Origin of the sequence: Tsukamurella sp. 1534 (assembly GCF_000312385.1) — a bacterium.
Classification (GTDB): Bacteria; Actinomycetota; Actinomycetes; order Mycobacteriales; family Mycobacteriaceae; genus Tsukamurella.
In genome coordinates, this window is sequence record NZ_HE997627.1 from 481,299 (window position 1) to 492,760 (window position 11,462).

Consider the following 11,462-nt stretch of genomic DNA (forward strand, 5'->3'; position numbering starts at 1 on the left):
GGTGGTCGCCGCCGTGGGCGCGTCCCCGGAGTTCGGGGGCAGCGGGGTGGGGATGCGCTGCAGGCCGGTCTCCTCGGGCTGGTCGCCGCCGACCAGGCCGCCGAGCGAGCCCGACGGGGACTGCGGGGCGTCGTACCCGTACCCGTCGTCGACCGCGACATCGGCACCGTCGACGACGGTGCTCTTGGACGCCTTCTCGTGGATCCCGCGACGGTTGTCGTCGGCGAGGATCGACCACGCCGGAAGGTAGACCAGCGGCGCGAGGACGTTGAACACGATGGAACGGATCGCCGAGGACGGGAAGCCGATCCGGCGGTGACTGTCCGCGTCGACCACCTTGATGTCGGCGAGCATCTTGCCGGGGCTCGCGCCGAACAGGCCGTGCAGCACGATCGAGCCGATCACGGCCACTCCGGCTCCGGCGCCCAGGAACACCCAGCCCATCTCGAGGCCGGCGACGACGTTGACGATCCCGGCGATCGCGACCACCGTGGAGGCCACGCACAGGTCGGCGATGTAGGCCAGCACGCGCAGCGGGACGGGCGCGGACTCGACTCCAGGTCCTCCCCAGGCCACGCTCGTGTCGGCCCCGTACTCCTCGGTGACCTGGCCCGGTGCTTGGTCTGACATCCTCCGCCTCACGTCCTGCAGTCGATATTTCCAGCGATCGTCGTCCGGCCCGGCGGCCGGTGGCGCGACGCGCGCAGCCTCGACGCTAGCGCGATTCCCCCACCACCGGCAGCCGACATGCCGTCACCAGCCGCGTTCCGCCAACCGGTGCGGCTGCGGGATGTCGTCGACGTTGATGCCGACCATGGCCTCGCCGAGGCCGCGCGAGACCTCCGCGAGCTTGGCCGGGTCGTCGTAGAAGGTGGTGGCGGCGACGATCGCCTTGGCCCGCTGCTCCGGGTTGCCGGACTTGAAGATGCCCGAGCCCACGAACACGCCCTCGGCGCCGAGCTGCATCATCATCGCGGCGTCGGCCGGGGTGGCGATGCCGCCGGCGGTGAACAGGGTGACGGGCAGCTTGCCGGCCTTGGCGACCTCGACCACCAGGTCGTACGGCGCCTGCAGCTCCTTGGCCGCGACGTACAGCTCGTCCTCGGGCAGCGAGGTCAGGCGGCGGATCTCGTCGCGGATCTTCCGCATGTGCGTGGTCGCGTTCGAGACGTCGCCGGTGCCGGCCTCGCCCTTGCTGCGGATCATCGCGGCGCCCTCGGTGATGCGGCGCAGCGCCTCACCGAGGTTGGTGGCGCCGCACACGAACGGCACCGTGAAGGCGAACTTGTCGATGTGGTTGCTGTAGTCCGCCGGGGTCAGGACCTCGGACTCGTCGATGTAGTCGACGCCCAGCGCCTGCAGGATCTGCGCCTCGACGAAGTGACCGATGCGGGCCTTCGCCATGACGGGGATCGAGACGGCCTCGATGATGCCGTCGATCATGTCGGGGTCGGACATGCGGCTCACGCCGCCCTGGGCGCGGATGTCGGCGGGCACGCGCTCGAGCGCCATGACCGCGACGGCGCCGGCGTCCTCGGCGATCTTCGCCTGCTCCGGGGTGACCACGTCCATGATCACGCCGCCCTTCAACATCTCGGCCATGCCGCGCTTGACGCGCGCGGTGCCGGTGACGGGTGCGTTCTGGGGATCAGTGGACACTGACGGAGCTCCTTAGCGGTGGGACGTGTGAGGTACCAGTATTCCCGATCGTCGCTCCGATGCCACGGGGTGGGTCCGGCCGTCGCGAAAATGCACCGGAGAGGACCGTCGCGACCATATAGGCCGAGGTGGACCCCTGGAGCGAAGATTCGCGAAGCGGCGTCAGCGCTGCCAGATCTGGGACCAGCGCAGGAATTCGCTGGCGCCGTCGGGGCTGGTCACCGTGACGCCGGAATCCAGGACAGCCCGGTAGGAGGTTCCGCCGCTGCCGCCGGGGTTCGGGTTGAAGGCGGTGTACCCGCCCGGGACGGGGGTCGCCTGCAGGGAGATCCCGACGGTGTCTCCCACCTGCGCCGCGCGGTACACCGGCCCGGAGGCGCCGTCGCAGATCACCACGTGCGCCGGGCGGCCGCTGCCGCTGGAGGCCTCGGTGATCATCGCCGCACGCAGGGTCTCCCCGTCGCCGCAGCGGGCGTATTCGCCGACGAATCCCGCCGCGTCGGTGCCCGTCACCGTCGGCTGCGACGGGGCGCTGGGCGACGGGGCCGCGGACGTGGGGGCGGCGATGCTCGACGGGGCCGCCACCGGCGCGCCGCCGTCGGTGTCCGAGGTCAGCCACGAGTAGCCGAGGGCGGCGAGCACCAGCACTGCGACGAGGGCCCCGATCGCGAGCAGCAGGCCGCGGCGCGAAGCGGTGGACCGGGCCGCGGCGGGCGGGGCCGACGCGGGTGCGGGACCTCCCGCGTTCTGGACGCGGGTGTTCCGGTCGTGGGTGCCGGGCTGTGCGCCGGCGGGCGCCTGCCGCGTGAGCGCCGGTGCCGGCAGGGTGCGCGCCGGCGGCGCCGTGGCCAGCGCCGCGCGGTAGGCGGCGGCGAACTGGGCGCCGGTGGCGTACCGGTCCCCGGGCTCCTTCGCGAGCGCCCGGTGGAACACCGGGTTCAGCGCGGCGGGCAGGCCGGGGCGGTGCAGCGTGACGTCCGGGATCGGGGCGCCGAGGTGCGCCATCATCATGGCGCGGATGCCGTTGTCCGGGTAGGGCGGGCCGCCGGTGAGCAGCTCGAAAGCGGTGCACGCGAGCGAGTACAGATCGGACCTGCTGTCCAACCGCCGGCTCTCGATCGCCTCGGGCGACATGTAGGTCATGGTGCCCATGGCCGCGCCGGTGGCGGTGAGCGAGGACGCCTCGTCGGCCGCCTTCGCGATGCCGAAGTCCACGAGCTTGACGGCGGACGGCCTGGTCGACCCCGGATCCCCCAGCGCGAGGAGCACGTTCGCGGGTTTGACGTCCCGGTGGGTCAACCCGCGCTGCTGCCACACCGCATCCAGGGCGGCGCCGACGCCGCCGATGATGTCGCCGACCACGTCCGGATGCAGCGGCCCGTCGCGCTTGAGCACCTGCGACGCGTCGGCACCGTCGATGTACTCCATCGCGAGCCACAGCCGGTCGTCGATCGCGCCGCGGTCGTAGGCGGTCACGACGTTGGGGTGGGCGATCCCCGCCAGGACCTCGGCCTCACGCTGGAACCGCGCCGTGAACTGCGGGTCCATGCTCAGGCTGCGGGACAGCACCTTGATCGCGTCCCGTCGCGGCAGGCGCGGGTGATCCACGAGGTACACGTCCCCCATGCCACCGGATCCCAGCTTCCGGACCACGCGGTAGCCGGAGATGTCGGTCAGTTCCACGCCGCCTCCTTCGTCGGTCGTCTCAGTCGATCGGGGCGGGCGAGCCGGCCGGTGCGCGGCCCGCGGCGAGGGCGGCGCGGACACCCGGCAGCAGGTCGGCGAGGGCTCGGGGGTAGACGGGGCCGGCGAGGCCCCGTATCTCGTCCTCGGTCACCCAGCGCAGCTCGTCCAGGGAGCGACGTTCCAGTTCGGTCCAGCCCGACGGTGCCGGCTCGAACCGTTCGCACGTCGCGGCGAAGAAGTACTCCACGGAGTCGATGATGTCGCCCTCGAAGGTGAACACGGCCTCGCGGCGGAACAGGGGGCCCACGAACGACGTGGGCGGGAGGCTGCGGCCGGTCTCCTCGAGCAGTTCCCGCGACGCCGCAGCAGTGAGCTCCTCCCCCGGCTCCACGCCGCCGCCGACGGTGAACCACCAGTACCTGGTCGGCGTCTCCCCGTCGGGCACGGGCTCGTGACCGTGGATCAGCAGGACGGCCCCGTCGGGGTCGACGAGGATGACCCGCGCCGAGACCCGGCGGCCGTCGGACTGGGCGAGCAGCGCCGCGGGTAGCAGGCCGCCGCGGTCCACGATGTCGATGTACCGCGGCATCGGGGCGGTGCCGCCGAGGTGCAGCCAGCGCACGAAGCGGCGGCCGCGGAGCGCGCGGGTGTCGCGGACCGCGTCGTTGTGGAAGCGGCGGGCCATGGTGACGCGGGTGTCGGCGTCGGCGATCTCGGCGACGAGGGACCGCGGCAGCGATTCCAGGTCGATGGCCCCGATCGCGGCGGAGAGCCGGTTCTCCATCACCTCGCGCTCGTCGAGGGGCGCGGATTCGGCGAGGTCGGCGGCGGCGCGCAGTTTCCTGCCCTCGTCGGCGGGGATGGACGCGGCCACTGCACGGGCGACGGCCGCGCGCCGGGCGAGCGCCGATTCGAGGGCCTGCATCGACAGGTCGACGCGCACGTGCAGCCGGTCGAGGCGGTGCGCGGTCTGGTAGGCCATGGCCGCCACGACGAGTACGGCCAGGACGATGAGGCCGATGACCAGCACGGTGGTCGCGGTGAGGTTCAGCACGGCTCCGCCTTCCTAGTCGTCGATCGTCACGACCACGCCGGGCACGGCGACGGTCTCGTACACGCGGATCACCTGCTCGGCCACGACGGACCAGTCGAACCGCCATACGGCCTCGGAGGCGTGGGCGATCAGCCGGTCGCGGCGGGCGTCGTCGGACAGGAGGTCGGCGACCGCTCGGCCGAGGGCGGCACCGTCGCCCACCGGGACCAGCAGGCCGGATTCGCCCCCGTCGAGCACCCGGGAGAACGCGTTGAGGTCGGAGGCGACGACGGCGGTGCCAGCGGCCATGGCCTCGACGAGGACGATCCCGAAGCTCTCGCCTCCGAGGTTGGGGGCCACGTACACGTCGGCGGAGCGGAGCGCGGCGGCCTTCTCCTCGTCGGTGACGGCGCCGAGGAGGCGCAGGTGCTTCGCGAGCGGCCCGGCCTCGCGGAGCAGGCGGTCCTCGTCGCCGCGGCCGATGACGAGCACCTCGACGCCGGGGTTCGCGTCGACGATCGTGGGCAGCGCTTCGAGGAACACGGCCATGCCCTTGCGGGACTCGTCGTACCGGCCGAGGAAGAGCACCGTCTTCCCGGCGCGGGGATAGCCGGGAAGCGTGGCGCCCTCGGCGAAGTGCTGCACGTCGACGCCGTTGGGGATCTCCATCGCGTCGGAGCCCAGGGACTCCATCTGCCAGCGCCGGGCGAGTTCGGAGACGGCGATCTTGCCCCGGATCTTCTCGTGCGACGGGCGCAGCACGCTCTGGAACACGGACAGGACGAGCGACTTCTCGGTCGACGTGTGGAACGTGGCCACGATGGGCCCGTCGGCGATGGCCAGGGCCAGCATGCCCAGGCTGGGCGCGTTGGGCTCGTGCACGTGCAGCACGTCGAAGTCGCCCTCGCGGATCCAGCGGCGCAACCGGGCGAACGCGACGGGCCCGAAGCTGAGCCGGGAGACGGACCCGTTGTAAGGGATGGCGACGGCCTTGCCCGAGGACACCGCGAACTCGGGCAGCGGGGTGTCCTTGGACGACGGGGTGAGGACGGACACCTCGTGGCCCATGCCGATGAGGACCCGGGCGAGGTCGACCACGTGGGCCTGCACGCCGCCCGCCACGTCGAACGAGTACGGGCAGATCATCCCGATCCGCATCTACTCCCCTCCCGCGGGCCCGGACGGCCCGTCGCCCAGGATGCGGTCGCGGCGCGCCTGTGACCAGTCGGCCTCCCACAGCGGCTGCAGCATGTGCCAGTCGGCGGGGTGCCGGGCGATGTTCTTCTCGAAGGCGTGGGCCAGGCGCTGTGTGGCGTCGCCGATGCCGCCGGTGACGTCGATCGGATCGCCGGAGCTGAAGCCCCATTTGTCGCCCTCGAACCAGCAGTGCACGGGCAGCAGCGGCGCGCCGGTGTCGATGGCGAGCTTGGCGGGGCCCGCGGGCATCCGGGTGCGCTCGCCGAAGAAGGTGACGGGCACGCCGTGCCGGGCGAGGTCGCGTTCGCCGAGCAGGCAGATGGGCCGGCCCTCGCGGAGCCGTTGCGCGAGGGCCTGCATGGGCGGTTCCTCGCCGCCGGAGAGCGGGAAGATCTCGAAGCCGAGGGATTCGCGGTATTCCACGAACCGCTGGAACAGGGATTCGGGTTTCAGCCGTTCGGCGACGGTGGCGAACCGGCCGTACGTCTGGGCCAGCCACACGCCGGCCATGTCCCAGTTGCCGCTGTGCGGCAGCGCCAGCACCGCACCCGTCCCGGCGGCCATCGCCTCGTGCACCGATGGCGCGTCGACGAACCTGTCGAGGTCGCGCCCCAGCTTCTCCAGGTCCATCGCCGGGAGCCGGAACGACTCCCGCCAGTACCTGGCGTAGGACCGGGCCGAGTCCTCGATCAGGCTCTGCGGCACCGCATCCGGGGTCGTGCCGAGGACGCGGGCGAGGTTCTTGCGCAGCTGGGTGTTCTCGCCGCGGGCGCCGAGGCGTCCGCCGAGGTCGTCGATGAGGAACTTCGCCGCGGGCTCGGGAATCCGCTTGGTGACGGCCCAGCCCGCGCGGTACGCGAGGTCGGCCGCCTCCTCACGGGGATTGACGGTGCGCGGGTCCACCAGCCGGGGCCGCAGGGAGCGGAGATCGATCACGCCTCGCCCTCCTCCGCCGGCGGGGCCTGCGGGTTCGGCGCCGCGCCCGGTAGGGGCAGCAGCTCGGTGGCGCCGGGCGAGTTCCGCACGGTGAGGGCGCGCTGCACGACGGTGACGATGGAGGTGGCGGCGAGCAGCCACATGGCGACGTGGATCGCCCACCACAGGCCGAGGCCGGTGAAGCCCGCGCCCACGAGCACGATGATGAGGCGCTCGGGACGTTCGATCCAGCCACCGTCGCCCTTGAGCCCGGACGCCTCGGCCCGGGCCTTGGCGTAGCTGATCACCTGCGAGGTGACCAGGCAGATCAGGGTGGCGATCAGCAGGTTGTAGCGGTTGTCCTCGGTGAACACCGCCCACCAGGCCAGCCCGGCGAACACGGCACCGTCGGCGATGCGGTCGCAGGTGGCGTCCAGCCAGGCCCCGAACCGGGTGCCGCCCCCGCGCACGCGCGCCATGGCGCCGTCCAGCATGTCGAACATGACGAAGAACCAGATGACCAGCGTGCCGACGAACAGGTGGTCGGCGGGGAAGAGCCACAGCGCCGCGGTCACCGAGCAGACGGTGCCGAACAGCGTCACGGCGTCGGGGGTCAGCCCGGTCCTGATCAGCACCTTCGCGATGGGATGCGTGACCGTGGAGACGGCCTCGCGGCTGAAGATCGCAGACACCTAGACCTCCTCCCAGGCCTTCGCCATCAGCGCCCGGGTCTGTCCCAGCAGCTGCGGCATCACCTTAGTGCCCGAGAGCACCGTGATGTAGTTCGCGTCGCCGGGCCAGCGGGGCACGATGTGCTGGTGCAGGTGCTCGGCGATGGACCCGCCGCCGGAGCGTCCCAGGTTGAAACCCACGTTGAACGCGGCCGGCCGCGAGATCCGCTTGATCACCCGAATCGTCTTCTGGGTGAGCTTGATCAGCTCGAAGGCCTCGTCGTCGGTGAGTTCCTCGAGATCCGCGACCTGCCGGTACGGGACCACCATGCAGTGGCCGGGGTTGTACGGGAACAGGTTCAGGACCACGTAGCAGTGCTCCCCGCGGGCCACGATCAGCCCGTCCTCGTCGGCCAGTTTGGGGATCTCGAGGAACGCGGTGCTGCCCTCGGGCACGGGAGGGGAATCGACGAGGTACTGCATGCGGTACGGCGTCCACAGCCGCTCGATGGTCTCGTCGCCGTCGCCCACGCCGAAATCGCGGTGGCTGCCGGGGCTCTCGTCGTCCGTCATCGGTCCCTCCTCCCTCGTCGTGGTCCGGCCGTCAGGGGGTGACGACGGTGCCCAGCAGCTCCGCGGTCGGCGATTGGTTGCGCCGCGCGCGGATCCACTCCGCGATCTTCTGCACGGCCTCGTCGACGGGCACCTCGTTGACCTGGGTGCCGTCGCGGAAGCGGAAGCTCACGGCGCCGGCTTCGCGGTCCCGTTCGCCGGCCAGCAGCATGAACGGCACCTTCTGCGTGGTGTGGTTGCGGATCTTCTTCTGCATCCGGTCGTCGCTGTGGTCGACGTGGGCGCGGATCCCCTCGGCGCGGAGCTTGCGCACCACGGTCTCGAGGTGGTCGCCGAACTGCTCGGCCACGGGGATGCCGATCACCTGCTCGGGCGCGAGCCACGCCGGGAAGGCGCCGGCGTAGTGCTCGGTGAGCACGCCGAAGAACCGCTCGATGGACCCGAACAGCGCGCGGTGGATCATCACGGGACGCTGTTTGGTGCCGTCGGAGGCGGTGTACTCCAGCTGGAACCGCTCGGGCAGGTTGAAGTCGAGCTGGATCGTGGACATCTGCCAGGTCCGGCCGAGGGCGTCCTTGGCCTGCACGGAGATCTTCGGGCCGTAGAAGGCGGCGCCGCCCGGGTCCGGTACCAGGTCCAGGCCCGAGGCCTCGGCCACCTGGCGCAGGGTTTCGGTGGCCTCCTCCCACACGTCGTCCGCGCCCACGTACTTCTGCGGGTCCTTGGTCGAGAGCTCCAGGTAGAAGTCGTCGAGGCCGTAGTCCTTGAGCAGCGACAGCACGAACTTCAGCGTCGAGGTGAGTTCCTCGTGCATCTGCTCCTTGGTGCAGTAGATGTGCGCATCGTCCTGCGTCATGCCCCGCACGCGGGTGAGCCCGTGGATCACGCCGGACTTCTCGTACCGGTACACGGAGCCGAACTCGAAGAGCCGCAACGGTAGTTCGCGGTAGGAGCGGCCGCGGGCCCCGAAGATCAGGTTGTGCATCGGGCAGTTCATCGGCTTGACGTAGTAGTCCTGGCCGGGCTTCTTGAGGGTGCCGTCCTCGTCGTACTCGGCGTCGAGGTGCATCGCCGGGAACATGCCGTCCTTGTACCAGTCCAGGTGGCCGGACACCTCGTAGAGCGTGCTCTTGGTCAGGTGCGGGGTGTTGACGAACTCGTATCCGGCGTCCACGTGGCGCTGCCGCGAGTACTCCTCGAGTTCCTTGCGGATGACGCCGCCCTTGGGGTGGAACACGGGCAGGCCGGAGCCCAGCTCGTCGGGGAAGCTGAACAGGTCCAGTTCGGCGCCGAGCCGGCGGTGGTCGCGCTTCTCGGCCTCGGCGAGCAACTCGAGGTACTCGTCCTGCGCCTCCTGCGATTCCCAGGCGGTGCCGTAAACGCGCTGCAGATCGGCGTTGTTCTGGTCGCCGCGCCAGTAGGCCGCGGAACTACGGGTGAGCTTCACGGCGGGGATGTACTTGGTGGTGGGCACGTGCGGGCCGCGGCACAGGTCACCCCAGATCCGTTCCCCGGTACGGGGATTGAGGTTGTCGTAGGCGGTCAGCTCGCCGCCGCCGACCTCCATGACCTCGCTGTCCTCGGCGGCGCCCTTGTCGTCGATGAGCTCCAGCTTGTAGGGCTCACCGCCGAGCTCGGCGCGGGCCTCGTCCTTGCTCGCGTAGACGCGGCGGCTGAACTTCTGCCCCGACTTGATGATCTGCTTCATCTTCTTCTCGAGGCCCTTGAGGTCCTCGGGGGTGAAGGGCTCGGCGACGTCGAAGTCGTAGTAGAAGCCGTCCTTGATGGGCGGGCCGATGCCCAGCTTGGCGCCGGGGAAGCCGTCCTGCACCGCCTGGGCGAGGACGTGCGCGGCCGAGTGCCGGATCACGCTGCGGCCGTCCTCCGTGTTCGCCGCGACGGCCTCGACCTCGGTGTCAGCGTCCGGGACCCAGCTGAGGTCCTTGAGGGTGCCGTCGGTCGTCTTCACCACGACGATCGCCTCGGGCCCCTTGTTGGGGAGGTCGAGCTCGCGCATGGCAGCCCCGGCGGCGGTGCCCGCCGGGACGACGAAGGTGGTGCTCACAGTGCTCCTCATCATGTGGCGGGCGGCATACCTGGCCGCACGCGGTTGTCATCCACTCGATCCTATCGGTCACGCACGGAGACGGCTCAGCCGCTCCTCGGGCGTCTGCCGGGGGCAGCTCAGGCATTTCTGCGCGTCCGGGCACAGGTACAGCAGGCAGCAGGAGCCGCGGCGGACCACGGTGCCGCGGCCGGGGACGGTCTCGAACCGGGCGGCCGGCGCCTGCGGTGCGCACTCGGCGAGCAGCTCCTGCGCCCGCCGGTGCGGGTCGGCGGCGCCGAGGGCCGCGGAGGCGACGGAGTCGGTGCCGATCGCCCACAGCGCACGTTCGGAGGTTCGGGAAGCGGCGGCGACCTCGGGGATCAGCGCGCGGTAGGCCCGTGCGAGGCCCACGCCGGGCCGCTCCGACGGTGCGCCCTCCCCCGTCTCGGGCCATCCGCCGGGCCCGGTGCGGACCGGGGCGGTGGCCGCGTCGCGGCCCGCCGCGGCGAGTCGTGCCAGGCCGCCGGAGAGCGCGTACCAGTAGAGGGACCCGGCGGTGCGCGCGTCCGGGGCGCGCATCGATCGGCGCAGTTCGGCGATCGCGGCGGCGACCGACGGGGCCATCAGCCGAACAGGGGGCTGGCGAGCCAGGGCCAGTGGATGCCGAACCAGCCGCCGATCATCTTCGCCGCGCCCAGCAGCCACACGGTGGCGAGCACGATGGCGCAGGTTCCGAGGGCGAAGAGCCCCTTCACCACGATGTTCTGCCGGCTGAGCCACTCGGCGAAGGCGTCGTACTTCGATCGGGCGAAACGCAGAAGCCGATGGGCCCAATCGAATTCGGTGGCAAGGATGCCGAGGCCGGCGAACACGATGAGCCAGCCGGGGCCGGGGTACGGGATGGCGATAACGCCCGCGATGAGCACGATGCCGCCGACCACGCCGACGGCGGTGCGCCACGCGAGGTGCCCCCGCCTGGTCGAGGTGACCCTTTCGCGCCAGCCGTGCACGCGCGCCAGCGCACCGTGGTCCTTCCGTTCAGGCATTCCCCCAGGGTACCGACGGAGCGGCGACGGGGCCGGTTGGCGGACGCCGGTGTCGGGCCGTCACTTCGTGATCGGGCTCGCCAGCCACGGCCAGTCGAGGCCCATCCAGTTCCCCACGGCCTGCAGCGCGCCGAGCAGCCACAGGGTGAGGACCACGATGAGGCACGTGCCCAGCGCGAACAGCGCTTTCACAGCCGGCCCCTGCTTGCCGTACCAGGTGCGGAACCTGCCGTAGGCGACCTTCACGAAACCCAGCAGGCGTTGCGCCCAGGGGAATTCGGATGCCAGGATGCCGAGCCCGGTGAACACCATGACCCAGCCGGGGCCGGGGTACGGGATCATGACGATGCCGGCGATCAGCACCACTCCGCCCACCAGCCCGACGGCGATCCGCCAGATCAGCCGGCCCTGCGGAGTGGATCGGACCTTCGCGCGCCAGGCACCGACCTTGGCGAGGACGCCCGGGGACTGGAGGGACGCGGCAGCGGCGGCAGCCGGATCGTCGTCCGGGGCGGGCGCGGGCGCACCCGGCGGCGCGGCGGCCGCGCTCGGTGGGACTTCGGCGTCGCGGCTGTCCGTCATCCTCGGAGCGTACGACGCGACACCGATTCGTGTGCGATAACGAAAGAGAGCAG

12 protein-coding genes are annotated in these 11,462 nt (G+C 71.4%); all 12 read right to left on the reverse strand.

The window, feature by feature from the left end; all coding sequences use genetic code 11:
- Positions 1-630, reverse strand: a 630-nt coding sequence (locus BN39_RS14645; RefSeq protein ID WP_081586112.1) for an RDD family protein, incomplete at its 3' end; no start/stop codon positions are given.
- A gap of 123 nt (positions 631-753) precedes the next feature.
- Positions 754-1,659: a pyridoxal 5'-phosphate synthase lyase subunit PdxS gene (gene pdxS, locus BN39_RS14650; protein WP_019203177.1), complete on the reverse strand. Its 906-nt coding sequence runs from the start codon at positions 1,657-1,659 to the stop codon at positions 754-756.
- A 162-nt stretch (positions 1,660-1,821) separates the two neighbouring features.
- The gene (locus BN39_RS22325) at positions 1,822-3,342 is read right to left on the reverse strand and encodes a serine/threonine-protein kinase (RefSeq protein WP_148281507.1); all 1,521 of its coding nucleotides are present in this window, start codon (positions 3,340-3,342) and stop codon (positions 1,822-1,824) included.
- 22 nt (positions 3,343-3,364) lie between these two features.
- Positions 3,365-4,396 carry an NUDIX domain-containing protein gene (locus BN39_RS14660; protein ID WP_040768406.1) on the reverse strand — a complete coding sequence of 344 codons (1,032 nt, stop codon included), beginning with the start codon at positions 4,394-4,396 and terminating at the stop codon, positions 3,365-3,367.
- A 15-nt stretch (positions 4,397-4,411) separates the two neighbouring features.
- A complete protein-coding gene (locus tag BN39_RS14665) occupies positions 4,412-5,536 on the reverse strand; it encodes a glycosyltransferase family 4 protein (protein ID WP_019203180.1) in 1,125 nt (374 codons plus the stop codon).
- Positions 5,537-6,508 (reverse strand): phosphatidylinositol mannoside acyltransferase, encoded by a 972-nt coding sequence (locus BN39_RS14670; RefSeq protein WP_237741719.1) that lies wholly within the window; start codon positions 6,506-6,508, stop codon positions 5,537-5,539.
- The gene (gene pgsA / locus BN39_RS14675) at positions 6,508-7,182 is read right to left on the reverse strand and encodes a phosphatidylinositol phosphate synthase (protein ID WP_019203182.1); all 675 of its coding nucleotides are present in this window, start codon (positions 7,180-7,182) and stop codon (positions 6,508-6,510) included. The genes BN39_RS14670 and pgsA overlap by 1 nt, the downstream gene beginning before the upstream one ends.
- Complete coding sequence (locus BN39_RS14680) at positions 7,183-7,734, reverse strand: HIT domain-containing protein (RefSeq protein WP_019203183.1); 552 nt, start codon at positions 7,732-7,734, stop codon at positions 7,183-7,185.
- Between the two features lie 31 nt (positions 7,735-7,765).
- On the reverse strand, positions 7,766-9,751 hold the full coding sequence (gene thrS, locus BN39_RS14685) for a threonine--tRNA ligase (RefSeq protein ID WP_371190638.1): 1,986 nt from the start codon (positions 9,749-9,751) through the stop codon (positions 7,766-7,768).
- 117 nt (positions 9,752-9,868) lie between these two features.
- On the reverse strand, positions 9,869-10,405 hold the full coding sequence (locus BN39_RS22330) for a (2Fe-2S)-binding protein (protein ID WP_019203185.1): 537 nt from the start codon (positions 10,403-10,405) through the stop codon (positions 9,869-9,871).
- Positions 10,405-10,827 carry a TIGR02611 family protein gene (locus BN39_RS14695; RefSeq protein ID WP_019203186.1) on the reverse strand — a complete coding sequence of 141 codons (423 nt, stop codon included), beginning with the start codon at positions 10,825-10,827 and terminating at the stop codon, positions 10,405-10,407. Before BN39_RS14695 ends, BN39_RS22330 begins: the two co-directional genes overlap by 1 nt.
- A gap of 60 nt (positions 10,828-10,887) precedes the next feature.
- Entirely contained in the window at positions 10,888-11,409 is a 522-nt protein-coding gene (locus BN39_RS14700) for a TIGR02611 family protein (RefSeq protein WP_019203187.1), read from the reverse strand.
- Between the last annotated feature and the right edge of the window lie 53 nt (positions 11,410-11,462).